This is a genomic window from Flavobacterium procerum (assembly GCF_042431625.1).
GTDB lineage: Bacteria > Bacteroidota > Bacteroidia > Flavobacteriales > Flavobacteriaceae > Flavobacterium > Flavobacterium procerum.
The window spans coordinates 1-25,755 of the sequence record NZ_JBHLYW010000002.1; the positions used below are offsets into that span (position 1 = coordinate 1).

Consider the following 25,755-nt stretch of genomic DNA (forward strand, 5'->3'; position numbering starts at 1 on the left):
TTTTCCGTCTGTATGTCTCAACATATCAACTTTTGAGAATAATACTTGGTACTCGTTTCCTTCGAATTCTAAAATTGCTTTAAATGCCATAATAAAAATAATTAAATTGTTAAAAAATCTTTTTTTAGAATCCTCTTTGAATTGTCTGACTAGTATTAACAAAAAAAAGAGGCATCCTAACTGATTTTAGAATACCTCTTTTTTGTACTAACGTACTTTTTTTTGATTTGCTTCTTGTAGGAAGATGAGGGTGATTCGCAATCAATTTCTGTGCGAATATACAACTATAATTAACACACACAAACTAATTCGTACTATTTTTCACTGAAAACATAAAAACAACGCTCAGCCCTATCACAGCCATGTGTAAGAAAAATATTTGTATTAAAAATTACCTTCTAATTTACTACAAAATGCTAAGATGGTTTTAATACGAAATCCGTAAAAGATTGTTTGAATTAATTTCTATTTTATAATTCTATCCATAAAATATAAATACCATTATCTAAAAACAGGTAGAATTACGCTTGAAAATTAAGATTTTACTGACTTTATTTGTTAATGAATTATATTCAAAAAAAAGAATAACCCAATAACCAAACCAACTGAATATGGAAAACTATTTACACGGCTTACTAGATGAAGACAACGACCCTATTATCCAGCAGTACTTAAAGTATATTGACGAAGGAATTCCTCCAACAAATAATCCAAAAGACGTATTAATCATTGGTGCTGGAATGGCTGGAATGGTGGCCGCAAGTCTGTTAAAGCAGGCTGGACATAATGTTACAATAGTCGAATCAAATACCCGTGTTGGCGGAAGAATCAAGACTTTCAGGAATTCTAAAGACAAAAAATATTTTGAAGACGACACTGTTTATGGCGAAGCTGGCGCCATGCGTATCCCGACCATACACCAAATGGTGCTCAAATACATTGCTAAACTCGGACTCAAAACTGAGCCTTTTTATTATGTATCTGTAGATAAGGAACAAGCAATTGCACATCAGGCAGATCCAAATAAACCGGAGCCCGTGTTTACAAGAAATTCCCTTATATACGTTAACCGTAAACGTGTTGTACAGAAGAAATACATTCCAAAAGACAAAACTTTTGTTGATATAAACGAACTATTGGGCTTTAATCTAGAAAGCAACGAAAACATGCGTGCCGACCAATTGATGGCCGCACTCATTACGCCGCTTAAGGATTTTATTGCAGAAGATCCTGAGAACAACTGGCCGTTGCTGATTGAGCAGTACGGAGAATATTCGATGCGTCGTTTCTTAAAGGAAAATTCGAGTTATTCAGAAAATGCCATTGAAATGATTGGAGTCATGCAAAATCTGGAGTCTAGGATGGCTTACGATTTTATCCAGAGTTTTATTGAGCAAAATATCATAAAGGATTCTACTAAATTTTTGGAAATTGTTGGCGGAAGCGACATGCTTCCGAATGCATTCTTTAAAGCTCATAGTCTCGAAGAAAACACCTATTTTGACTGCAGAATGACCAAAATGATGCTTGTCAACGACAAAGTAAAAATAGAAGTGGATATTGAAGTGCAACGTGATTTTCAGTTTTATGAAGACGCAGGATTCAAAGCATTAAAAACGCCAGTCAGTGATTTGGAATTTGATGAAATAATTGTAACCATACCTTTCTCTGCATTAAGACATGTTTACGTAGTGCCACAATTCGAGCAGGTTAAGCGAAAAGCAATCCGTGAACTACACTACGATTCTGCTACTAAAATATTACTGGAATTCCGCGAAAAATGGTGGCAGGAAGCCCCTTATAATATTGTGGGCGGTGGTACGATTACTGATTTTTCGAACCGTTTTACCTATTATCCGAGCAATGATTTGGGAAGCAATGGTCATGGTGTTGTCTTGGCCTCTTATTGTTGGTCTGACGAAGCAAGCCGCTGGGATTCTATGGACGATGACGACAGGTATTTTTATGCTCTTAAAAATCTCGCCATCATGCATTCTGATGACGAAGAGGAACAGAAACGTATTATGAACCTTGCCGTGATTAGCTCAAGTATCAAAGACCGTAAAGGCAAAACCGGAAAATTAATCGGTGGCGCAACACAAAGCTGGATGCGTGATCCGTATGCTTATGGCGAAGCAGCAATATTTAATCCAGGACAATTACACTTATTGCAGCCTCATATCATCTCAACTGAATGGGATGGAAAAGCACATTTTGCCGGAGAGCATACTTCTTTGAAGCATGCCTGGATTGAAGGCGCCATCGAGTCTGGAATTCGAACTGCACTGGAAGTCAACGGAAATACTGGTAACCTGAATAATCCTATTTAAGATGTCACAGAAAAAAATCTCCGTTGCAAAATACCTGCAAATACGTCTAGAAGAATTAGGACTCACCCATTTATTTGGAATTGCAGGCAATTACACCGCGCCGTTTTTAAATACGATTCAGGAAGACAAAAATACAAAAATTAAAATCGTTAACGACACAAATGAAATAAACGCTGGACATTGTACCGATGCCTACGCACGTCAAAACGGTTTCGCAGCAGTAGCGGTTACCTATGGCGTGGGCGCATTTACGTTGCTCAATTCGGTTGCAGGTTCTTATGTAGAACACTGTCCCGTACTTGTCATTAATGGAGCTCCAACCAACAAAGACCAGCAGCGAAGCCTCGTTCAGGGTATGCTGGCATCTCATATGACAGGTGATATGTACAGCAACATCAATGTGTTCCGAAACGTTACGGTTGCGGCTGAGCAAATCACTGGTTCATCTGATGCTCCTTATAAAATTGATTCAGTGCTGAATGCCTGTATTTTATACGGAAGACCCGTTTATCTTGAGGTTTTTGAAGATGCATGGCGAATGGAATGCAATCCGCCTGTTGCTCCATTAGCCGAAAGAGAAACATCTAAATGTAAAAATAGTGCCCGCAAGGCTGCCCAAAGAGTAGCTGCAATGGCACGCGGAAAAGAAATTATTTTCTGGGGAGGCATTGAAATCCAGCGCTATGGCATTCAAAAAGAATTTCTGGATCTAATCGAAACTACCAATACAGAATTTGTGACCTCCATACTTGGAAAATCAATCGTATCCGAAAACCATCCTAAGTTCAAAGGAGTTTTTAATGGAAAGGCATCTCCAAAAGATGTTAAGGAACAATTTGAAAAGGCCCAGCTGAAAATCGGCCTTGGCGTATGGACCACCGGCAAAAATCTAGGCGGTTTTGATGTCTGGAAAGAAGACACAGTGCTTGCCAATCACAGCGGTGTAAGGATTGGTGCGTCTTATATCGCCAATGTATCGCTAAGAGATTTTATGATATTCCTGAAAGAAGCACTTACCAAAGTTTCCTTTAGTGCCTACGAAATGTATGATGCAAAAGAACTGCCCGAATCATTTTTTGTAGCAGATGACAGAAAAACAAAAAAAGGGAAACTAGCGCTTACTTATGATACCTTTTTCAATCGAATCAATACTTTTATAGACGAAAGACATATAGTGGTTGCCGATGCTGGTTTTCCTTTATTGGGAGCCCAAGGCATCCGTATTGCAGAACCAAACGGATTTGTAGCACAGGCATCATGGCTTTCGATAGGCTATTCTGTTCCTGCAGCGACTGGTATAAAATGTGCCAGACCTGATAAAAGACCTGTAGTATTTGTTGGAGACGGCGCTTTTCAAGAAACCTGTCAGGCTATATCTACACAGAATAAGCTAAAACACGACACCATCGTTTTTGTTCTGGATAATGGTATTTATGGTATTGAGCAAATGCTTGTTAATCCAAATCCGTTTCGTGGTGCAGACAAAGTAGAATATAGCGTTCCCGATTTAAACAACGTTTATGATTACAACGAAATGCATCGTTGGAAATACGCCAAACTCGTTGATGTATTTGGAGGCAAAGGTTTTGAAGTTAACAATCTCGAAGAACTCGAGCTGGTTTTGAATGAGCTTGACAACATTAAGGTAAATACTATCGTACATGTAAACATACCTAAAACCTCTATTCCTGAAGCAATTGCTTACAAGACAGAAGAACCTGGAGAAGATGAATTTTTAGATAAAGACTGGAGTTTATGTTAGACTTAAAATGAGTTGTTCTTTTAAACATTTAATAAGTGTAAAGAATAGATACGGTATCAGTTCTTGGGAGTAACTACTTTGGAATTGATACCTTTTCTGCCATAAAAAATAAGACGATTTTTAAAGATATTTTACCTGTGTTATCTTTGTGGCAGAATCGTGGCACAAGTCTTTTATAACTAAAAATCTATTTTTATTGTAAAACTGGCATCTGGTTCATCTTCAGATTCTCCCGGAAACTCTTGTAAAATTGTACCGAGCACTACTACTGGTAACAATTCAATCTATTTATAACATTAATTTTAAACTTTTATAAATTAAAGTCTAAAGAGATGAGTATAGCTCTACTCTTTAGACTTTAATTATAAAAATGCTAGGATATCGACCTTAGCGGATATTTTTATTTCTTTATCAACTCTAATTCGTCCAAAGTTCCTTTTAACTTTTTTAGGTTTTCGATATCCTCATTATTAGTTTTGATTTTCATATCTAATATGCTGATATTTCCTTTTGGTAATTCTATTTTTTTCTTATTAATCACTAAACTTAAAACGTTAATTTTCAGTTCTAAGTCATAATCAGCAAGGTTAGGATTTTCTATTGGATATTTTGGGGCGTTCCATAATTTTGGATTTGTTTCTTTGGTTTCACTTAAAACAAAATTTTCTGTAACGATTTCCCCACTCTCCAAAACACTTTCATTGTAACCACTAATGGTGATTTTATACTTAAGGATTTCCTTGGTTGACTTTTTCAAGAGTTCAAAACTAATCTCTTTAGGCCCCATAAGTTTACTTTTCCCTATATACTTGTAATCAAATTCTAGTTTTGGAACCAATTCACCAAAAAAATCTTCTTTAACTATTTGCATAGAACTGATTTTAAAGAGATTTAATGTTTTCTGAACTGCGACAATTTCTTTTTTCTGAAGATTTAAGGTGTCATTTTCTTTTTCTATTTTTTCGATTTCCATTTTGTTATTATCCTTCAAAATATCTTCTGCTAAATCAACAACAGAAGAGTAAGATAAACCATCTATCATTTCTAATGAAATTTCATTAAATGATTTTTTCTCATATTTTTTAGGCTCTTCCCATTTTAATCTCATTGCTTTTATGGCAATAACACGCATCGCTTTTTCTAAATTTGTTTTTTCATTTTGGTCAAGATTTTCTTCAATTTTTTGTCTTGAAATTTTGAAACTCTGCTCATCTTTTCCGTTGAATTTTTCTTTACAAGAAATCATAAGCGTCAAAATTGCAAGTACTAAAAGTTTTTTCATTGTTTATCTGTTTTTTAAAAGTATTATTTATAGTAGGTAACTTCGTTTATTGGTTTTAATGCTTTGGAATTGCCATCATAATTAATTTTATAATTTATGGATTTCATCTCTTCTAAAGTAAAATCATACTTCATATCATACATTCCCAGCTTTCTTATCTCATTCCATGTATAATTTTCTAGTGTTGACTGTTTATAGATTAAGATTCTTAATTTCCTATTCTTATCAAAATCATCATATTTTAAAAACTCTTCATATTCAATTTCCGGCATTATTTGTAGTGTTGGTTTTACATCAAAGCGATTAGGCATAAGTTCCGATTCGGAAAAAATATAAAAAACAGATATTGTTTCTGTAGAATTATTGACAATGAAAAAAGTTCTATCTGGCGTTTCATCTGTTTCGCTTGGACATCCCTGAAAAAACAATGCTGAAATAAAAATCAAAGCCAATTTGAAATATCTAATGTATATTGTTTGTTTTATGATTAAAAAAAATACTGTGAAATACTATTGCATTCTGCTTTGTTTCTGTCTATTTCTACAGCTTTTCCTGAAAGAAATTTCGTCGCATCAAAAATATAATTTTTATCTTTTAGAGTAAAAATATCTCTTAAAATAAATAGTAAAAATTATAAATATAATTGCCTTCCAAAAAACTAAAGTGGTTTTGATAAAAACGGATCAGGCTCGCATTGTACGTGCGAAACTAGATTAAAACCAATTCCAGAAAGATTCCGTATATAGAATAAAAACGAATCATGACTGCAAATTCATACCGTCTGCCATCTGCCGTGTATAAATATCTTTCTATTAACGACGGCCGCTCTGTACCTTTTGAGGAACTTTGCCTATTTCTGTACACTCTGGGAAACGAATCCGCTTTTTCCTTTGAAGTTTTTTCTGCTGAAAAAGCCTACCAGACCCGTGTAATGAATGTATTAATTTTTCTTTCAGATATTAATCTCATTACTCTGAACCAAGCCACAGACGAAAGTTTTATCAATAAGGTCTGTAGGAATTAATTTTTTTTTGTTTTCTAAACTGAAGTATCGAACCAACAGCAAAGAGCAATAATAAAACAAGAAGCGTATTCGCTATTACGGGATCTTTAATATCCTTTGCCAAAGGGTGTCCTAGCGGAATTCTGGTAAAAGTTTCGTTTACGGTTGGAACTAAGGACAGAAAAAAACTAAAAGACAGCCAGAAGTTTTCATAATAGCGCGCTCTTCTGCTATTTTTTCTTTTTGAATTTAGAAAATAAGCTGCTAAAACAAGGAATATTATAAAAACAGAAAAGACATGTCCCGGATTAAATCCTCCATGTTTAGAGAGGCCCAATGAAGTTAATGAAGTAACTATTGTTCCGTAAAAATATATTTTACCAGATAATTTGTTCAAATTGATTTTGCCATATTTGATAAAATCTATTACTGCCGCTACAATTGCAGCAATACCTATTATTGTGTGAAAAATTCCTAAACTTGATAATCCCATTTTTTATGTTTTAAGTTTGTTTGAAAATGCAGAGCAAACTTCCGATAGATTAAGGGGAATAATTTTGTCAATTAGTTCAACTATTTGTCAATTTAGCTCACAAAAAAAGCATCCGTTAGATAAATCTTAAGAATGCTTACTGTTTCTAAAAATAAGTACATAGCTAGTCTAGACCATTTAGTTTCTGACGATAAGTTGTCGGACTACAATTGTATTTGCTGGTAAAACTTTTTGTAAAACCAGCCAAATCATTAAAACCGCAGTCAAATGCTATTTCGGTAATGCGCTGATTAGAAACTTTTAGCAACTCAGCTGCTTTCTCCAACTTTTTTGTTTTGATATAATTGGCCGGCGTATCGTGATATATTTTTGCAAATTCACGCTTAAATGATGATACACTCAAATTATTCTGCTGTGCCAACTCTTCAATTGTGAGCTGCGAAAACAAATTTGCTTCGATTATTTGTTTGAAAGTGTAAGTTGTAGGAGAAAAAAGCTGAGACAAAATCAGTTGTATTGACTCTGAATTTTGTGTCTGAGACAGCAAAAGTATAATCTCTTTTACTTTCAAAACTAAAATATCTTCGTTGATGAGAGAAGGGTTTTCAAAATAAAACAACAATCCTTCAATGTATTTCTGAATTAAAAAATCATTGTTTATTTTTTCGCTTGATTTATTCAATATCACATCCTTGGGCTTTTGAAGCAATAAAGGAAGTTCTCTATCGTATATTTTTTTAGTATCTCGGGATAAAAAGTAACGATTACAATTTCACAATTACGGTTTGACTTTGAATTGTGTATTTGTTTTCCAGAATTGATGCAATTCAGTAATAATGAATAATTAGTGGCAACGTTTATTTGTTCATCATCGATTTGATAATCAACATCTCCTTCTTTTACATATAAAAAACAAGCTTGGTTTGTCACTGGAAAATCAAATTTAAACGGAGGTGTTAATTCAATTTTTTGAATCAGTGTTTTGCCATATAAATCGTGTTTTTTATAATCGTTTACCATAACTTTTTATTTCCTTTTTATGCCGAATATTTAACTATCAATATTCTTCAATTGAGACTTTTTCAGAGTAGGAAACCTAGCGTAAAGTTTTTATCCGTTTTAATAGCGATGAATTAAGAAACAAACCTTTATTAACTCGACAACGCAGAGAAATACAATCGTTTTGATAAATTATTGTGCTTTTTAATTTGAATCTGCTTTTCGAATATTTTATTTCAATTTAGTAACTGGCACAGAAAAGTCTATTTTAATCTCATTTGACACTTTTTTGGACATTCCTTCCTGATTTCCAATTCCAAAATCAATTCTATTCACACTGAAATTACCTTGAAAAGTATTATTTATGAATTTAAACGGAATGGTAATTTCTTTCTCAATACCGTGCATTTTTAAAAGACCTTTTACAGCAAAACCATTTGTTGTTTTAAGAAATTTAGAAGATTTAAAAACAATATTAGGATATTTTTCTGCATCAAACCATTTTTCGTTCTTTGCATGTCTGTTTTTTAACCAGTTTCCTGTTGCTATGGATTCGACTTTAATATTTAAAGAAAATTTGGAAGCTGTTAAATCATTTTCATCAAACAGAATTTCTCCAGTGAAATTTTCAAAATTTCCCTCAACGCTATTTCCTAAAAAATGAATTCTAAAATCGTCATTGATTTTCCAAGTACTGGTAAAAAAAGTAAAACTGCTGAACAGGATTAGTAAACTAAAATACAAAACGTTGATTGATTTTCTCATATTTAATCAAATTTAGAAGCGGCGTGTTCTTTTCAGACAAAATTAATACAATTGTTTGATAAGAAAACTAAGCGTCATGCACTTTTTAAGCTATTTTGATAGCCGCTAAGTTCAAAATTTTCTTTTTAAAATTTTATTCGTTCATTAAAAATAAATCTTATCAAGAAACGGTTTTGTTTTCTAACTAATTAAAAATCTGATCGATCTTTCTCTGCTGCGAACTAGTAAAGCCGATTGCTTAATTTTAGTGACAAAATAATCTTTCGCAATTATTTTTAATCAGGATATATTTTCTAAATTGGTAGTATGAAAACAAACAGTGATGTATTAATTATTGGCGGAGGACTTGCCGGACTGGTGGCTGCTATACATCTATCTAAAAAAAAATTGGCCGTAACATTGATTGAAAAATCAGCCTATCCTCGCCATAAAGTCTGTGGCGAATATGTTTCTAATGAAATACTTCCTTACCTAAAATGGCTTGATGTCGATGTTTCTGAACTTTCTCCAACAAGTATCTCAAAATTTGAATTTACCACAAATGACGGCAAAACCACTACTGCAAAACTTCCGTTAGGAGGCTTTGGCATCAGCAGATATTCACTTGATCATTTTTTATATCAAAAAGCTATTCTATATAATTGCACAATTATTCAAGACACAGTTACCGATATCGCTTTCAATAATGATTTGTTTACTATTACAGCATCTTCGCAAGTTCTAACTTCAAGAATAGTATTGGGCGCATTTGGAAAACGTTCAAATGTAGATCAGGTTTTAAATCGAAAATTCATTTATAAAAAATCGCCGTGGTTAGCCGTAAAAGCACATTATGCAGGAAATATAGATGATGATCTTGTGGCTTTACACAACTTTAACGGTGGTTACTGTGGCGTTTCTAAAGTCGAAAACAACATTGTAAACATTTGTTATCTTGCTGACTATGTAACTTTTAAGAAATACAAAAACATTGAGGAATACCAAAAAAACATACTTTATAAGAACAAACATCTTAAATCTATTTTTGAAAACAGTACACTCCTTTTTGACAAACATTTAACCATAAGCCAGATTTCTTTTGAGAATAAACAGGTGGTAGAAAACCATATTCTTATGATTGGCGATACAGCAGGACTCATTCATCCACTTTGTGGCAACGGTATGGCGATGGCTATTCATAGTGCAAAAATAGTCTGTGAGCAGCTATTAGATTTTTTTTCAAACAGCGAAATATCACGTGAAATGTTAGAAAAAAACTATACTAGAGAGTGGAAAAGGCATTTTGGAAAAAGAATATTTATGGGCAGAATTTTGGCTCGAATATTAATTCATAAAACCGTTACCAATCTGCTTATGTCTTTAGCAGTGTCATTTCCTGGATTACTGCCATTCATTATAAAACAAACACACGGTAATTCTTTAACAGTAGAAGAATGAATACAAATTATAGAACCCAGGAAACCGAAATAATGGATGATTTTTCTCTTCAAGGTGAAGAACTACGAGCAGCATTGGATCAAATTGCGCGTATTAACCAGCTATTGGGTGGCAATAATCTGACTCTTCACGGAATAAAAAAATTATTACAGCAGACTGATACTTTACAAACAATTACCTTGGCCGATATAGGTTGCGGAAATGGAGATATGTTGCGGATGCTTGCCAAATTCGGGAGCAAAAACAACCTTAAATTAAAACTTATCGGCATAGATGCTAATATATTTACCATAAATTATGCAGAAACCTTATCAAATGAATATTCAAACATCGAATATAAATGCATGGATATTTTTAGTGAAGAGTTCAAAACATTAAAGTACGATATTGTTTTATGCACCCTTACCCTGCACCACTTTACCAATGAGGAAATATTAAATATAATCACTATCTTTAATAGGAATGCCAAAACCGGAATTATTATCAATGACCTGCATCGCAGTAAACTAGCCTACAGGCTTTTTGAGCTAATCTGTGTTCTTTTCAATCTCAAAAAAATGTCCCGCAAAGATGGATTAGTATCTATTCTGAGAGGATTTAAGAGAAACGAACTAGAAGAATTTTCTAAAAAACTAAATTTAAAAAACTATACCCTAAACTGGAAATGGGCTTTTCGTTACCAGTGGATAATCGCCAAAAAATGAGTGTAAAAATTATAACAGCTGCCAAGCAGCTTCCGCAATATTCTCGCGAAACTAGTGACATAATACCAATGCTAGAAGTATGGTTGGAAGGACAAGACGAGCGTTTCATTAAAAAAGTTAAAAAGATATTTGAAGGTGCCGCCGTAGACAAACGCTATTCTATAATGGATCCCCAAGAGGTCTTTACTGCTTCTTCATTTGAAGAAAAAAATGACATTTACACCAGAGAAGTTATTACCTTGGGAGAACAGGTTCTAAAAAAAGCACTCGAAAAAGCCAATTGGGATCCGCAGACACTCGATTATATCATTACAGTGAGTTGTACTGGAATTATGATTCCGTCTTTAGATGCTTATCTTATCAATAAAATGAAACTGAGACAGGATATTGTACGTCTTCCTGTAACCGAAATGGGATGTGCCGCAGGAATATCGGGTATTATTTATGCTAAAAATTTTCTAAAAGCAAATCCCCAAAAGCGTGCAGCTGTAATTGCAGTAGAATCACCAACTGCAACTTTTCAGCTTGATGATTTTTCGATGCCCAATATTGTGAGCGCTGCTATTTTTGGTGATGGAGCAGCTTGCTGTTTGCTGTCCTCGTATGATGACGATTACGGCCCAGAAATAATCAATGAAGAAATGTATCATTTTTATGATGCCGAGCATATGATGGGCTTTAAACTCACCAATACAGGTTTACAGATGATACTAGATATTGAAGTCCCAGACACCATTGCCTCTCATTTTGAAAATATTATTCACCCGTTTCTGGAAAAAAATAATCTAGATATCGCTGCCGTAGACCACATGATATTTCATCCGGGCGGCAAAAAGATAATTCATACTGTAGAGGCTCTTTTTTCAGGATTGGGAAAAAATATCGACGACACAAAAGAAGTTCTTAGAAAGTACGGCAATATGTCTAGTGCAACTGTTTTATACGTTTTAGAGCAAATTATGGACAGAAAACCTACACCGGGAGAAAAAGGACTTATGCTTAGTTTTGGTCCTGGATTTTCTGCGCAAAGAGTTTTACTTCAATGGTAATCTACAAATTATTATAAAATGAACTTAACCGATATAACAGCAAAACTTCCCTACAACAAGCCGTTCTTGTTTGTAGATGAGCTACTTCAAGTTGATGAAAATAGTACTGTTGGAACCTTCACATATAGCGAAGATCTTGATTTCTATAAAGGTCATTTCAAAGATAATCCCGTAACGCCAGGTGTAATCCTGACCGAAACCATGGCTCAGATTGGTTTAGTTTGTCTTGGTATTTACTTACTGGGTGATGCTTTTAATAAAAATACGATTGTAGCTTTCACATCGGCAGATATGCAGTTTTTGAAACCTGTTTATCCGAATGAAAAAGTTACAGTAACTTCTCAAAAATTATTTTTCAGATTTGGAAAACTGAAATGTAATGTGGTAATGAAAAATGAAAACGGGCAAGAAGTCTGCACAGGCATTTTATCTGGTATGATTACTAATAAATTATGAGCAAACGAGTTGTAATAACAGGTTTAGGCGTCGTAGCTCCAAACGGAATTGGAATTAAGGAGTTCTGCCATGCTATAAAAAACGGAATATCCGGCATCAAACATAATAACAATCTGGAGGAATTACAATTTTCTTGCCAGATAGCTGGCACACCACAGATAACAGAAGAACTCAAAGCAGAATATTTTACAGAACTTGAACTACGAGGCCTTAACAGCAGCGGTATTTTATATGGTGTTATTGCCGGAATGGAAGCCTGGAAAAATGCTGGACTTCTAGTAGAAAATAACGAACAACCCGATTGGGATAGCGGCACAATCTTCGGTTCTGGGACATCAGGTATAGAGAAATTTCGCGAAAGCATTTATAAAATAGACGAACTGCAGGTTCGAAGATTAGGAAGTACAGTTGTAGCGCAAACAATGAACAGCGGTATTAGTGCCTATCTTGGAGGCAAATTAGGACTTGGAAATCAAGTCACTACAAACTCGTCAGCCTGCTCAACTGGAACTGAAGCTCTAATAATGGCTTATGATCGAATACAATCTGGAAAAGCAAAACGCATATTAGCAGGTAGCACAGGAGATAGCGGTCCTTATATCTGGGCTGGATTTGATGCCCTTAGGGTCTGCAGTTCCAAATATAACGACAATCCCACAGAAGGTTCACGCCCAATGAGCGCGACAGCTTCTGGATTTGTTCCTGGTAGCGGTGCTGGAGCATTGGTGGTTGAAAGTCTTGAAAGTGCTCTAGAGCGCAGTGCACCGATTTATGCTGAAATATTGGGAGGAAATATCAACTCAGGTGGCCAGCGTGGCAATGGAAGCATGACCGCGCCTAACAGCATAGCCGTACAGCGATGTATTACAGATGCAATTCAGAATTCAGGAATTTCTGCCAATGATATTGATACTGTAAACGGGCATCTTACAGCAACTGCCAAAGACAGTCTTGAAATTGAAAACTGGACAAAAGCATTAAATCGAAAAGGAATTGATTTTCCTTATATCAATTCGCTGAAAAGTATGACCGGCCATTGTTTAAGTGCAGCCGGAAGTATTGAAAGCATTGCGGCCGTACTACAACTTAATGAAGGTTTTGTGTTTGGGAATACAAACTGCGAAGATCTTCATCCCGAAATTACTGCACTAATTGACTCTTCAAAAGTACCCTTAAAAACAATTAATTTTAGTCCTAATATTATTGCCAAAGCAAGTTTTGGTTTTGGCGATGTGAATGCTTGTATTATCTTTAAAAAATTCCAAAAATAGTCCTATGAACAGAGAAGAACTAATAGCCCGACTAAGAGTAATTATAAAACCTTACGCGGCCAATACGGAAGCGTATGAAAATCTTACCGAAGACACTGACTTTATTAATGACTTGCGCATCAATTCAGCAAATTTAGTAGACATTGTACTAGATATCGAAGAAACTTTTAATATCGTGATTGATAATGTAGATATGGAACGCATGCTTAGCGTTAAAGCTACCGTTGAAATCATTGAAACCAAATTATCTAAAAAGTGATTGGAAATGATGTCATAGATATCCTGCAGTCTCGACTTGAAAATAACTGGCAAAGAAAAGGCTTTATAGAAAAACTTTTTACTCCAGAAGAGCAACTGCTTATTTCAAATTCAGAAACCCCAGAAATCATGGTTTGGACGCTCTGGAGTATGAAAGAAGCCGCTTATAAAGTTTATAATCGTAAAACAAAAATAAGAGAATACATTCCCAAAAAACTGGTGTGTACATTAGAACATCAAAGCCTTTCTCACCTACAAGGCAAGGTTACTTGTCTTGGAAATATTTATCATACAAAAACAACAGTTTCTAGAGATATTATTCATACCGTTGCCGTAAGTGTTCTGGACAATTTAACTAAAGTCAAAGAAGTAAAAAAACAATCCATTCTTAAAGACAATAACAACATTCCGTTTTTTGTTTCATCAAAAAATAAAATTCAGGATGCATCTGTAAGCCATCATGGGCGTTTTGAAATATGCGTTACAATTTTATAAAACGTCTTAGCTTTTTGTGGCTGAAAAGGAATCAATTCTAAAAAAAAAGAGACGACCAAAAGTCGTCTCTATAATACTATGATTTTTTAAGTTTCATTTATTTTTTCACAACGCCTAATCTAATCTAAAGCTTTACCGGAAACTCTAAATCTTCTATTACCTGCCGCCCGGACCAGTACTTCCCCCTGTTTTTGTGACCATAGAAGTCAGTGTAAAACTTGATGATAATACTGGATTGATAAAGGTTCCGCCTAAATATAATCCATTAAATTCGGAAGCACTCGTCACAGCAGAAACTGTAACCAATTTATAGGCTTTACCCGAGCTGAATTTACTTCCAGACACCAATAATGTCGTAAAACTTACAGGTGATTTGAACGTCATCACTTCGGCATTGTCACTATCTAAAATGCTATATATAGTTCCTGAATTTCCTCCGCTTAAAATGGCAGAAGCTTGGGTGGAAACGCTGGCAGTTGGCGAACTTGTGGCTCCTCCGACACCAATCAACAATCCTCCAGTAATCTTGAACGTATTATTATCGCAGTCAAAACCTTCTTCTGGACTTTTGGCTCCTATCGCAAAAACTCTTCCGCCAGTGACTGTCAATGTTCCATTCGAATCAATTCCATCATTTGTTGTACTGTAGGCCACAATAGTTCCGCCATTTATGTAGATTGCTTCGCCAGCATTGATTCCGTCATCAATAGCTTTAATATAAATTTCACCATCATTGATTGTCAATTTACTCTTGCTCTCGATTCCTTCACCACCTTCGCCCGTTGTGGTGATATTAATGGTTCCTCCATTGATTACAACATAAGGATCGATTGTATCGTCTGTATCGTACGAAGCAACTATTCCGTCATCGGCAACATTAATGGTAATTGTACCATCATTGATAATAATATGCCCTTCTTCTGCTTCGATACCATCACTAGATGCAGTGATATTCAGATTGCCTCCATCAATATAAACTCCATCATTTGTATGGATTCCGTCTGAAGAGGCTTTAGTTATTTTAATTGTACCACTTTGAATTCGTACATAATCATCTGCCACAATACCGTGTTTATTGTTTCCAACAATAGTAAGGGTGCCATCACCTGAAAAAATAAGCTGTCCTTCACTAAAAAAAGTACCTTTTTGGTCTTCTGTAGATGCAGCATAAACTGCACCATCCTCTAATGTGTTTGTTCCACTCAACACAACGAAAGCCCTCTTTCCAGACTGGATATTAATTGCTGGTCCATTGTTGTTTTTGATAGACACGCCGTTCAGCGTCAGCTTGTATTTTTTGTCACTATAAATTTTGAGCATTCCATCAGTTGTGCTGCCGGTTATTTCGTAAGCAACTGCCGCTACTGTTGAAGTAACCGTGACATCAGCTCCAGAAACATCAATTTTTACTCCTGTTACTGCATTTTCTACGGTGGCATTTGTACCGCTAAACGTAATTTTTACCGTAGAAGTAAATGTTGAATTGGCGATTAAATCATCATCGTTTGCTCCAGTTTCTGATGATCCTTCTGCCGTTCCTTTTGCTTCTGCAGCACTGATTGTGATAGGATTCTCTGTTTCAATATTCGCGTCGTCCTCATTAGAATCGTTATCTTTTGAACACGATACAACAAACAGGCCTAAAAGGAAATAGAGATAGATATTTTTTTTAGCTCTCATGTAATTTAATATTTAGAAATTTATAATTGTAAAATGAACATCAAAACTTGGTCTGTAGTAAAATTTCAATCCAGTTTTCATTACAAAAACTTATGCCAGTACAGTGATAAATTGTGGCATTAAACACATTTAAAACAACTTTAAGAAGAAGATGAGAAAACTTGCTTTACTTGGATTTAAGTTCACAACAATATTGATACAAACAATAAATTTCAACTACAGTAGACTAAATTAAATCAAATGATACTGCTGCAGAAATAAAATAGATCAATGCAACTATTCTATAGACAGATTCTGCAATCAAATCGACTTGGCTTTTAAAACATGAATAATTCAAAGCAGGACTTCTCTTCTAGTACATCATCAAAAAAACTCTATATAACATAATGAATTACAATAATTTACCATTAAAATCATTCTACATATAATAGCCTAAGAATTATGACTATTATGTCCACGAGAGGGAGCTTCATGCCAAAAGAGGAATAACTAAAAACCGATAGATTTTTAGTTATTCCTCTTTTGCACAATATGTTATTTTTTAATCTTTTTTAAATTTTAATCTGTTTTTTCCCTGATTAAATAGCTTGGGATGAATCTTGAGAGATACTTTAAAACCGACATTTTTACCATCTGATTTATATGTTATTATTTCCGGGCCAAATGACAAATCAACGTTAATCAAATCAAAACCAATATGAGGATAAAATGAAAAATAAGAATCATTATTTTCATTTTTTGAACGAAAACTCGTTTCCATTCCCGCTTCTATAAATATCAAAGTATATTGCAAATTTGCTGATAATCCAAACGCTTTATATTCAGGGATATATTCAACATAATAATTATGACATGGCCTGGACCAGCCCCAATCGTCTTTAAATTTTAAAAAATTATATCCGATTCCAAAAGAATATTTTTCCAACGCACTATATCCAACCTTTACTGAAGGTCCATGAACCGTATTTTGGCCAATAGATTTTGTTTGAAAAAAGATCAGCAAATATAGAATGAAGCTTAACTTTCTCATCTTTTATAATAAAAGTATAGTTTGCGATTTACGCCTTCACCCTGTTCCACAGCAATCCTAATACTACTCTTATTTCGTATCTTATTTATTGCATTACAGATTTCTATAACAAAGAATTCGCCTGGCTGTATAGTAACAACTTCTGAAGTCCAACGGTCTCTATTAGACACTGAATCATCAGTAAGATGAATATTTTTAATTTCGCTATTCTCTACCTTAAAACTTTTAAAGTCAGCACTTGGTTCAGGAAATGATGCTGTACCTGTATAAAAAAGCCAATATTCATTTTTAATAGGTTCAACAAGAATAACTGTATCTGGATTATGAATCACCTTGTTTAAAATGACTTCAATCTTAAGTGGATCTGTCGTGTATATAGCGGCTTCATATTTAGCAGCTAAATTTAAATCTGTTTGTTTCATAGTTGTTTGATTAATGTTTCTAATTCTTTTTATTAGGAGAGATTATCAATTTTCATTTCAAATCATTAAATAATTATGTCTCTGTTGATTTTTTTTACTTTAGCAATTACATTTCTGCACATTGCCATAAAAAGAGCAAATTTTAAAGGTTATGGGCTGACTCGGTGTTACAAAAAAACATCCAAATATTTTCCAGGATCCGGGTGCTAAAGTAAAGGGAACATGTTCAAAAACTTCCCTTCCTTCATAAAGCCAACTTTTTGTGACACAACCAGTGATTACACTAGTGCTATGCATGTTTGTAAGCCTATAATAACTGTATCCATGCATTACGCATGAAAACTGATCTACATAATAATTATCTGCTCGTAGATAGTTTACAGATCCATCTGAAGCTGCTTCAGCATTTACTTGTGTAAGATTTAAGTCTTTTGTTCTCAAAGAACTAGTTCTTCTATTTTCGTTCATATGATACGAAACGAATTTCTTTATAGGAGTTCCGTTAATTTCGGTTAATTGATCACTCCATACCAATTGATACAATTTTTTTAAGTCTTCAATGTCGGTGTTTTCTAATTTGCTTTTATCACCGTAATTCATAATAGAGAAAGGTGTTTCTGTTCCAAACAATTCGCTTTTCCATCTTGTTTCACTAATGTTGGCGAAAAAATGGCGCAGTCCAAAAATATGCCCCATTTCATGCTGAATCGTTTCTATTTGTTCTTGATAGGATTGTTTGAACATAGTTGGATAGATATAGAATATGTTTTGGCCTGCTCCGGGAAAGAATGCTGATGCCAATACACAACCTGAATCATCACAGTCCTCTACGTGCATGTCTATTTCAAAATCCCATCCATCTTTGACTTCATGAAATTTAACAGGACATGCATCTTTCCAGCCTATTGTTGCTTGCACAAAAAGTTCTCTTACACCATTTTTTGCAGCTTCCGGATTTTTAAAATAACTATCAAAAGATTTACTGAATCTCCAATTCAGAATTACTCCAAAATCCCAGAGAGGAATAAATCCATCTGTAGCGTCTACCCTAATTTTAGTAGGGCTCATATTATCTGGCTCAGGATAGCCTTTAGAATCTGTAACACAAATTACTTTGTTGTTGTAAACATGTCTGTATTTTTCAGCTGGCAAAAATGTTGATGTATTCAAATCAAAAGCCGAATCTGTTGGGGTTGTTTTCTTTGTTTCCATTTTTATTTTAGTTAATAATTTATATTCCATGCTTATCCTTTATAGAAAAGAGGTATCAATAAAGTGTACAAAATCAAGATGACAGAAGTAATTAACTCAAAAGAAAAGCCAAGCACATCGTTTGTATAAGGTGAAGCTGTTGCAAAAGCCCAAATTAAAAAACCAATTGTCGAAAACAGGATTTGGCCTTTCTTCGAAATTCCCAAGACTTTAATCAAGTAAACAGGCGTAAGAACCATTAGGATAAGGATAATGATCCATAACAAATGAGACTTTTCTGCTTCAGGTTTTTGCTTTGCAAAAGCTATTATCAAACCTGATATCGAAACATAAGCAGCGATAATTTCTGCTGGAATCAGCTTTATTAAGCGATCTTTAAAATCATTTGGAGCTACATTTTGCACTTGCAATTGTGGAGCTGATTTAATTTCTCTAGACATGACTTTTAATGTTTAAACCTGCCTACTCTATAACTCCCTTTTCGGCTACCTGGCTGCATAATTTCTAATATGCATTCCAAAAGTAGCTCGGCCAATAATTTAGCAACTAGGGTAAATACCTAAGAAAAATGTAGTTTTTTAACTAATCGTTTAGCTTTTAATAATTTGTGTTTTATTTACAGGAAAATCGCTACTTTAGCTAACGAAATGATTAATAGGGGTAAAATCTGATTAAATAGGGTTTTACCCTACTATGTAGGTGAGTATAATTATAAAATTTGAAGAATAAATTATTAACCCTTAAATAACTTTAATCATGAAAAAATGTACCTTAATTTTAATGGTTATTTTAACCATTGTCGCATGTAAAAAAGAAAAAGAAGACAGCACGGCTGTAGCCACTGAAACTAGTGATTCTACTTTTACTAAAACTAGCGATTCTATTTCTACTCCCAATTGTATAACTTTAGAAGGCTACTATACATCAGCTGATAGTAAAAAAAAAGCAGAATGGGTAAAGCAACGTGGTGATAGTGTTTGTCCCTGCACATTAGAAGAGTCTGTATTAGCAACTCATAGAGTAAAAGGAACTGTAACCAATCAAAAAGAGAAATATGTTATTAGCTGGGGGAAACTTAAAAATATCATTAAAAATTATGGATACGATAAGTATCTCAGATTGGAAGTTAATAATAAAAAACAAGAAGTCTTGGGAGTGAGTATGGTACCAGACTACGAAAATGGAACTTATTCTTTTTCTACAGCTTTAATAAGAAGTCTGGCTAAAAGATATGTTAAGAATGATAATGCTGAATTTCATTTCAGTTTTGCCATATTAGATAAATCTGTAGAACCTGCTGTTGTCATTCAGGTTAATGACCCTAGTAACAGAATATCAGTCAATGAAATATATTTTGACTATTCAACTGATCCTTCAAAAAAAGATAAGAATCCGAAGCTTAATATACCATTATAAATCAACATAATTTGAATATATTAGACATCATAAATCCAATAAAAGCATGCGTTGTAATAACGCTGCTTTTTGGTTTATGGAACTTGAGATGGAAAATCAAAATGCATCGTTATCTCCTCTATATTCTTTTTGTAGTTTTTTCGACAGAATTGATCAATTCTATTTTAGTATATAATAACAGACCTATTCGAATACCATTTAATATCAGTATTATTTTTCATGATATTTTTTGGATGCTCGCATTCAGAGAAAATATTAATCGTAAAAAAATGGCCAATATAATACTCTGCTTTTTTGCGCTTTTTTCTGTTGTTAATTTTATAATTATAGAAATAGTAGACGAATATAATTATTACACCTTTGTTCTTGGCGCTCTTTTATATGTCTCGCTTTTCATTTATGAAAGTTACAGACAGTTAAAAGAAGAAAACTTAATGTATTTTTTATCTAATAATTATCTGCTTCTGTTTGCGCCAGTGTATTTCTTTTTTGGCATGGGTTTACTGTTGGGGTTCAAACCCTTGGGAGTTACAAAAATGCTTTTATTTGGTCAAGTTACACTATATGTTTTCATTGTCAATATAGTTTGTATCGCCTATTATTCTTTAATTAATATCTATATCTACAGAGAAAAAAATAACTACAAATGAATCAAGTCGTAATAGGAATAATAATCGCCTTTCTTTTTATTGGTTTAATACTATTTTTTTGTGTTATTCTGATTCGTCTTTATTTTAATAAGATAAAAAAATATACCGAAATGCTGCATGAGAAAGATCTCAATTTCCAAAAAGCTATTACTCAAACTGTAATTGAAACTCAAGAACAGGTGCTGAATAATATTTCTCAGGATCTTCATGATGATGCCGGACAGCAGTTGACCTACATCAATTTTCAGATAGAAAACATGAAGTTGGATTCTCCCGAACTAGAAAAAACATTAGAACCATTGTCACAATCTTTGGGTAATTTATCAAAATCGATACGAAGCATCAGTCATGCCTTGAATAGCCAATTGTTATTACAGCAAGATGTGATAAAAGCCATAATCACAGAACTAAAAAGATTGCAAAAAAACAACAAAATTGACATTGTTTACTCTTTTGAAGAAATCGAGGTTAAGAAATTTAGTGACAATGAAAAGATAATCATTTATCGTATTTTTCAAGAATGCATCAACAATGTCTTTAAACACGCCAAAGCTTCTAAAATGAGTGTTTTTATAACAACCAGTCCTGATTTCAAAATGATAATCTCAGATAACGGTAAAGGATTTAATTCTGCCGAGAAAAAAGGCAAATTGTCTTTGGGATTGATCAACATGGCAAACAGAGCCAATAGCATAGCCTATGATTTAGACGTAAAAAGTCAGGTCGGATCAGGCACAGAAATTACCCTTTCAGAAAACAAAAGAATCTAAAGTATGGAACAAACTACTATTTGTATTATCGACGATCATGCTATTGTAAGACAGGGTCTAAAAGAATTACTGCATAAAATAGGCAACTACAAAGTAATTCATGAATTTGATAATGGTGACGATTTCTTGCAGGCGTTACCCATAAATCCGTCTCCACATATTTACATTCTAGATTATTCAATGCCTCATATGAATGGCATCGAAGTATTGAAGGTAATTGAAGAAAAAGAGGAAGAATACAAAATATTATTGCTGACACAACATCTTGACGAGCAGATAATCGATGCCGCTTATCATCATGGAGCGAGAGGTTTTTTGCATAAAAATTGTACAGCTCATGATTTAAAATTTGCTATTGATAACATTATTAAAATAGGCTACAACAACGTTTCTGAAATTCTGAAACGCGTGCGTAATTATGACAACAATAGTGGAAAAAAAGAAAATATTAATTTGACGCAACGTGAATTTGATTTCCTCCGATTGGTTTGTGATGAAAGAGAATTAACATACGAACAAATGGCAGAAATTATGAATCTCTCGATAAAATCTATCGAAGCTTACAGAGCAACCTTATTTGAAAAATACAACATTAAGTCTAAAGTAGGACTTGTGTTGTTTTCTTTTAAACACCGATTAACAGAACCTTTTTTGTAAGTCCGAAACTTTGTAAAAATACCTGATTCTATGTTCAGGAGAAAGTCTTATTGTATTTTGACACACATCCAACTTGCCTTCAAAATCTTTTTATCTTCTATATAAGCAATTCCTGATTGTTTAATTATTTTTTCACTTAAACGGATATTTTGTATTACAAACTTTATTTTGTCTGTAAACTTAGCGACCGCATAAAATTCAGCATCTTCAATACTTACAAGACCAAAAATGCCATCAGTTATTCCTAATAGCTTTACGCCTGCACCTCCACATTGTGCCATTGATTCAATTAAGATTGTTCCAGGAATGTACTCGAATTCAGGAAGGCTTCCAAAACTGCCTTTTAACCAACTATCCTTTTCATCAAAAGTTTTAAAACCAATAATGGTCTCATTGGTAAAAGATGTTATCTCATCAACAAATAAAAAAGGCACTCTATGCGGAATTAAGTTTTCAATTTCTTTCGACATGATTAATTTATTTTATTTTTACAAGATAATAATTTATTTCAAACTTATGGTTTCGCAAAAGTAAGTAGTGCCATAAATTAAATGACAATTTTTCTACCACAAAAAAATCTAAGGCCTTTTGCTTTTCATAGTTAAAATTGCTGTAAAAAAGTATTTTCAAAAAACATCATTTATTATAACAAAAAAAGAGCTGTTGGCAAAAACAGCTCTTTATAGGTTTTTCAAGTAGTGTACAAGCTTACTAATTCAAATACTTCTAAAAAATGAATGAAAAACCAATGGTATTTTAATATTGCGGTGCAGCAACCTGAGTTTTAGATTTCATAATTACTTCAACGGTGCTTGGTTTGGCAAAAAACTCTTTTGCAAAAGCTTTTATATCTTCTGCTGTAACTTCGTTTAAGGTTTTCTTATATACAGCATCATCTTTAAACGATTCATTGTTGAGCATCATGTTATTCAAATTTCCAAGCCAAAATGAGTTGGTCATAGTTTTTTCTGCTCTAGCTTTTAAAAGTGTGTTTTTAACTGACTGAATGTCTTCTTCTTTTGGTGCGTTTTTCTGAATTAAATCAATTTGTTCGTAAACAATTTTAGTTAATCTCTCTTCTTTTGCAGGATCACTATCAAAATTAATTGTCATTGAATATTCATCAGACGGAAGACGACTTACCGAATTGGAAACATGAACACCATAACTTCCACCCTCTTCTTCTCTAATTAAATCCAAATACTTTTTAGACAATAATTCAGATAAAATATGCATTGTAAATACATTCTTGTAGTTGTATGGAAATTGTTTCACAAAGCGAATATACACGCTTGCCTTTGGCACATTCATTTCACGAACCAACAATTTCTTAGCAACTCCTGAAGCGGGATCCAAATGATTGTCTACAAAATTTTCTTTTTTGTTTGCGTTTGAAGTTATGCTTCCGATATATTTTTCTAATAATGCAAGGGTATTTTCAGGAAGGTTTCCGGTAAATACAAAAGTAAAATCAGCAGCGTTTTGAATTCTCTCTTTATAAATTTCCGAAGCTTTTTCGAAACTTAATCTTTTCAAAAATTCTTCATTCAACAGAGGCACGCGCTTGCTGTGATTGTAATTCAACTGTGAAATCGTATCCTGAAAAACTTTCGGATTTGTATTCAAGGTATTTTCTAATGAATTGCTGAAACCGGTCAACATTCTTGTGTACGAATCTTTATCAAAACGTGGCGCTTCAAAATACAAATACAATAATTGCAATAAGGTTTCAAAATCTTTCTGATTGCTCGATCCTCTAAATCCTTCTGTTAATTCTGTGATATAAGGCTTGATATCAACGATTTTTCCGTTTAGTTTGTCTTTCAAATCGGTACTTTTAAAAGTGCCAAGCCCCGAACTTTCTACCAAACTCACTGCAATTTGAGCAGACGGAATATCTTCTGTTTTAACTAATGAACTTCCTCCAAAACTAAAAGCTGAAAACAATACCTCGTCTTTTGCCAAAGTCGTAGGATATAAAACAATTTTTGCTCCGTTGCCTAAAACATAACTTTTCGCTCCAGCGATTCCTTCAATTGGTGTTTCTTTTGTTGCTTTAGAACCTTTTAATTCTGTAGCAATTAAAGGTTTATCTGTATCAGTTTCTTTGTATTTATCAAGAGGCATTTTCTTAACCGATGTCATGATGCTGATGTAATCTTCTTTTGAAGGATAAACAACATCGTTTTTATCTGGGCCGGTAACCGTCATCACAATATTATCTGTTGACTGCAATTTCTTAACCGCCTGATTTATTTCGGTCAATGTAATAGAAGCCAATCTCTTTTTTACATTTTCATATTGCGTTTCGATGTTTTCGAACGGAATTGCTTTTAGGAAATAATTCACCAATTCTTCTGAAAGTGCATCATTTTCAAACTTGTCTTTATTCTTCAATAAGTTTTCGTAAGAACTCAAAACTGCTTCTTTGTTGCGATCCAATTCTTTTTGCGAAAATCCGTAACGAATTGCTCTTTCAGTCTCGATCATCATTTCTTTAAAACCTTCCAAGGTCTTATTGTTTTTTGGAGTCACAAACAAATAGTAAGAATCGGTTAATCTAGAAACTTCAGAACTTCCTGTTCCTATTCCTAAAACAGCGGTTTCATTGTTTTGAATAAACTCTTGATAACGTCTGTTCATCATGTCGATGCATAGATTATTTACCAAATCTCTTCGAATGGTTTCATTGCTTTTTACCTTATCAAAATCCTTTTTAAAATATAAAACGACATTGGTTTCTTGTGCTTCTTTGTCTTTTGCCAAAACATAATTTATTCCTTTATTTTTTGGAACAGAAACATAATAACGCTCAGCTGCATTTTTAGGCATTTCTATAGAAGAAAAAGTCTCGATGATTTTCTTTTCGATTGCTGCTGGATCAATATCTCCAACCACAATAACAGCTTGTAAATCTGGACGGTACCATTTTTTGTAATAATCTCTTAAAACCTGATAATCAAAAGTATTAATCAAATTTAAATCGCCAATCACATCTCGTTTTGCATATTTAGAATCTTTGTACAACACTTTATCGGTTTCTAAACGGAGCCTAAAATCCGAGTTTCTTCTCGTACGCCATTCTTCGCGAATTACACCGCGTTCTGCATCGATTTCAGCATCTTTTAAAGAAAGAAAACCAGACCAATCATGTAATGCCAGCAAACAAGAATCAATCAATTTTGAATCGTCGGCAGGAACGTTGCTCAAATTGTAAACCGTTTGATCTTGCGCCGTATAAGCATTAATATCTGCACCAAAACTTACTCCTTTTTTCTCCAACATATCAATAATGCCTTTTCCTTCAAAGTTTTGCGTTCCGTTAAAAGCCATATGCTCTAAGAAATGCGCCAGTCCGTTTTGATCGTCATTTTCTAAAATTGCTCCCACATTTTGAGCAAAATAAAAACAGACACGATCTTTTGGCCATTCGTTATGCAGGATATAATACTTCATCCCGTTTTTCAATTTTCCAGAAACAACTTCTTTGCTCAATGGAACTGTAGTCGAAAATTGAGCGGCGCTTTTAAATCCGATTAAAAGGACAAAAAGCCAATATTTTGATTGAAAGATTTTCATTTGATACTTTTTATTTTTGGGTTGATTGGCACGCG

Annotated in this window: 26 protein-coding genes; 13 read left to right on the forward strand and 13 right to left on the reverse strand. The window is 33.8% G+C overall.

Translation table 11 applies throughout. The features are described from left to right. Positions 1 to 611 precede the first annotated feature (611 nt). On the forward strand, positions 612 to 2,330 hold the full coding sequence (locus tag ACFFLS_RS01580; RefSeq protein WP_379685531.1) for a flavin monoamine oxidase family protein: 1,719 nt from the start codon (positions 612 to 614) through the stop codon (positions 2,328 to 2,330). A 1-nt stretch (position 2,331) separates the two neighbouring features. Next, complete coding sequence (locus ACFFLS_RS01585; RefSeq protein WP_379685530.1) at positions 2,332 to 4,092, forward strand: alpha-keto acid decarboxylase family protein; 1,761 nt, start codon at positions 2,332 to 2,334, stop codon at positions 4,090 to 4,092. Between the two features lie 400 nt (positions 4,093 to 4,492). On the opposite strand, the gene ACFFLS_RS01590 is transcribed toward ACFFLS_RS01585, so the two are convergent. The 6 genes from ACFFLS_RS01590 to ACFFLS_RS01615 all read right to left on the reverse strand — a co-directional run bounded on the left by ACFFLS_RS01590 (position 4,493) and on the right by ACFFLS_RS01615 (position 8,634). After that, positions 4,493 to 5,374 carry a DUF6694 family lipoprotein gene (locus ACFFLS_RS01590; RefSeq protein ID WP_379685529.1) on the reverse strand — a complete coding sequence of 294 codons (882 nt, stop codon included), beginning with the start codon at positions 5,372 to 5,374 and terminating at the stop codon, positions 4,493 to 4,495. A 23-nt stretch (positions 5,375 to 5,397) separates the two neighbouring features. Next, on the reverse strand, positions 5,398 to 5,826 hold the full coding sequence (locus ACFFLS_RS01595; protein ID WP_379685528.1) for a hypothetical protein: 429 nt from the start codon (positions 5,824 to 5,826) through the stop codon (positions 5,398 to 5,400). A 549-nt stretch (positions 5,827 to 6,375) separates the two neighbouring features. Beyond that, entirely contained in the window at positions 6,376 to 6,870 is a 495-nt protein-coding gene (locus ACFFLS_RS01600) for a hypothetical protein (protein ID WP_379685527.1), read from the reverse strand. A gap of 163 nt (positions 6,871 to 7,033) precedes the next feature. After that, positions 7,034 to 7,558, reverse strand: coding sequence for a helix-turn-helix domain-containing protein (locus ACFFLS_RS01605; RefSeq protein ID WP_379685526.1), 525 nt, complete (start codon positions 7,556 to 7,558; stop codon positions 7,034 to 7,036). Continuing rightward, positions 7,555 to 7,890: a hypothetical protein gene (locus tag ACFFLS_RS01610; protein ID WP_379685525.1), complete on the reverse strand. Its 336-nt coding sequence runs from the start codon at positions 7,888 to 7,890 to the stop codon at positions 7,555 to 7,557. The genes ACFFLS_RS01605 and ACFFLS_RS01610 overlap by 4 nt, the downstream gene beginning before the upstream one ends. A 210-nt stretch (positions 7,891 to 8,100) precedes the next feature. Beyond that, positions 8,101 to 8,634: a YceI family protein gene (locus ACFFLS_RS01615; RefSeq protein ID WP_379685524.1), complete on the reverse strand. Its 534-nt coding sequence runs from the start codon at positions 8,632 to 8,634 to the stop codon at positions 8,101 to 8,103. Positions 8,635 to 8,940: 306 nt separating this feature from the next. Between ACFFLS_RS01615 and ACFFLS_RS01620 the strand changes: the two genes are divergently transcribed. Genes ACFFLS_RS01620 through ACFFLS_RS01650 form a run of 7 tightly spaced genes read left to right on the forward strand, consistent with a single transcriptional unit; the run spans position 8,941 to position 14,304 of the window. Next, positions 8,941 to 10,071, forward strand: a complete 1,131-nt coding sequence (locus ACFFLS_RS01620) for an NAD(P)/FAD-dependent oxidoreductase (RefSeq protein ID WP_379685523.1) — start codon at positions 8,941 to 8,943, stop codon at positions 10,069 to 10,071. Next, entirely contained in the window at positions 10,068 to 10,775 is a 708-nt protein-coding gene (locus ACFFLS_RS01625) for a methyltransferase domain-containing protein (RefSeq protein WP_379685522.1), read from the forward strand. Before ACFFLS_RS01620 ends, ACFFLS_RS01625 begins: the two co-directional genes overlap by 4 nt. Continuing rightward, positions 10,772 to 11,824, forward strand: coding sequence for a type III polyketide synthase (locus ACFFLS_RS01630; protein WP_379685521.1), 1,053 nt, complete (start codon positions 10,772 to 10,774; stop codon positions 11,822 to 11,824). The genes ACFFLS_RS01625 and ACFFLS_RS01630 overlap by 4 nt, the downstream gene beginning before the upstream one ends. A gap of 18 nt (positions 11,825 to 11,842) precedes the next feature. Further along, a complete protein-coding gene (locus tag ACFFLS_RS01635) occupies positions 11,843 to 12,280 on the forward strand; it encodes a 3-hydroxyacyl-ACP dehydratase FabZ family protein (RefSeq protein ID WP_379685520.1) in 438 nt (145 codons plus the stop codon). Further along, positions 12,277 to 13,551, forward strand: a complete 1,275-nt coding sequence (locus ACFFLS_RS01640; protein ID WP_379685519.1) for a beta-ketoacyl-[acyl-carrier-protein] synthase family protein — start codon at positions 12,277 to 12,279, stop codon at positions 13,549 to 13,551. The genes ACFFLS_RS01635 and ACFFLS_RS01640 overlap by 4 nt, the downstream gene beginning before the upstream one ends. Positions 13,552 to 13,555: 4 nt before the next feature. Beyond that, the gene (locus ACFFLS_RS01645) at positions 13,556 to 13,810 is read left to right on the forward strand and encodes an acyl carrier protein (protein ID WP_379685518.1); all 255 of its coding nucleotides are present in this window, start codon (positions 13,556 to 13,558) and stop codon (positions 13,808 to 13,810) included. After that, complete coding sequence (locus tag ACFFLS_RS01650) at positions 13,807 to 14,304, forward strand: 4'-phosphopantetheinyl transferase superfamily protein (protein ID WP_379685517.1); 498 nt, start codon at positions 13,807 to 13,809, stop codon at positions 14,302 to 14,304. The genes ACFFLS_RS01645 and ACFFLS_RS01650 overlap by 4 nt, the downstream gene beginning before the upstream one ends. A gap of 156 nt (positions 14,305 to 14,460) precedes the next feature. On the opposite strand, the gene ACFFLS_RS01655 is transcribed toward ACFFLS_RS01650, so the two are convergent. From ACFFLS_RS01655 to ACFFLS_RS01675, 5 genes are all read right to left on the reverse strand, one after another. Next, positions 14,461 to 15,984, reverse strand: a complete 1,524-nt coding sequence (locus tag ACFFLS_RS01655) for a carbohydrate-binding domain-containing protein (protein ID WP_379685516.1) — start codon at positions 15,982 to 15,984, stop codon at positions 14,461 to 14,463. A gap of 541 nt (positions 15,985 to 16,525) precedes the next feature. Beyond that, entirely contained in the window at positions 16,526 to 17,014 is a 489-nt protein-coding gene (locus ACFFLS_RS01660) for a hypothetical protein (RefSeq protein ID WP_379685515.1), read from the reverse strand. Next, positions 17,011 to 17,436, reverse strand: a complete 426-nt coding sequence (locus tag ACFFLS_RS01665) for a hypothetical protein (RefSeq protein WP_379685514.1) — start codon at positions 17,434 to 17,436, stop codon at positions 17,011 to 17,013. Before ACFFLS_RS01665 ends, ACFFLS_RS01660 begins: the two co-directional genes overlap by 4 nt. Positions 17,437 to 17,535: 99 nt before the next feature. Next, entirely contained in the window at positions 17,536 to 18,648 is a 1,113-nt protein-coding gene (locus ACFFLS_RS01670) for a matrixin family metalloprotease (protein WP_379685513.1), read from the reverse strand. A 32-nt stretch (positions 18,649 to 18,680) separates the two neighbouring features. After that, a complete protein-coding gene (locus tag ACFFLS_RS01675) occupies positions 18,681 to 19,088 on the reverse strand; it encodes a hypothetical protein (RefSeq protein WP_379685512.1) in 408 nt (135 codons plus the stop codon). Between the two features lie 316 nt (positions 19,089 to 19,404). Here ACFFLS_RS01675 and ACFFLS_RS01680 point away from each other — a divergent pair, with 316 nt between their 5' ends. Genes ACFFLS_RS01680 through ACFFLS_RS01695 form a run of 4 tightly spaced genes read left to right on the forward strand, consistent with a single transcriptional unit; the run spans position 19,405 to position 22,141 of the window. Further along, on the forward strand, positions 19,405 to 20,064 hold the full coding sequence (locus tag ACFFLS_RS01680) for a hypothetical protein (RefSeq protein WP_379685511.1): 660 nt from the start codon (positions 19,405 to 19,407) through the stop codon (positions 20,062 to 20,064). An 11-nt stretch (positions 20,065 to 20,075) separates the two neighbouring features. Further along, on the forward strand, positions 20,076 to 20,714 hold the full coding sequence (locus ACFFLS_RS01685) for a hypothetical protein (protein ID WP_379685510.1): 639 nt from the start codon (positions 20,076 to 20,078) through the stop codon (positions 20,712 to 20,714). Then, positions 20,711 to 21,484 carry a sensor histidine kinase gene (locus tag ACFFLS_RS01690; protein ID WP_379685508.1) on the forward strand — a complete coding sequence of 258 codons (774 nt, stop codon included), beginning with the start codon at positions 20,711 to 20,713 and terminating at the stop codon, positions 21,482 to 21,484. The genes ACFFLS_RS01685 and ACFFLS_RS01690 overlap by 4 nt, the downstream gene beginning before the upstream one ends. 3 nt (positions 21,485 to 21,487) lie before the next feature. After that, positions 21,488 to 22,141, forward strand: coding sequence for a response regulator transcription factor (locus ACFFLS_RS01695; protein WP_379685507.1), 654 nt, complete (start codon positions 21,488 to 21,490; stop codon positions 22,139 to 22,141). 47 nt (positions 22,142 to 22,188) lie between these two features. Here the strand turns inward: ACFFLS_RS01695 and ACFFLS_RS01700 are convergent, their stop codons facing one another. Together ACFFLS_RS01700 and ACFFLS_RS01705 are read right to left on the reverse strand one after the other, a co-directional pair. Next, entirely contained in the window at positions 22,189 to 22,611 is a 423-nt protein-coding gene (locus ACFFLS_RS01700; RefSeq protein WP_379685506.1) for a 3-hydroxyacyl-ACP dehydratase FabZ family protein, read from the reverse strand. A gap of 286 nt (positions 22,612 to 22,897) precedes the next feature. Beyond that, positions 22,898 to 25,720 (reverse strand): M16 family metallopeptidase, encoded by a 2,823-nt coding sequence (locus ACFFLS_RS01705; RefSeq protein WP_379685505.1) that lies wholly within the window; start codon positions 25,718 to 25,720, stop codon positions 22,898 to 22,900. Positions 25,721 to 25,755: the final 35 nt, after the last annotated feature.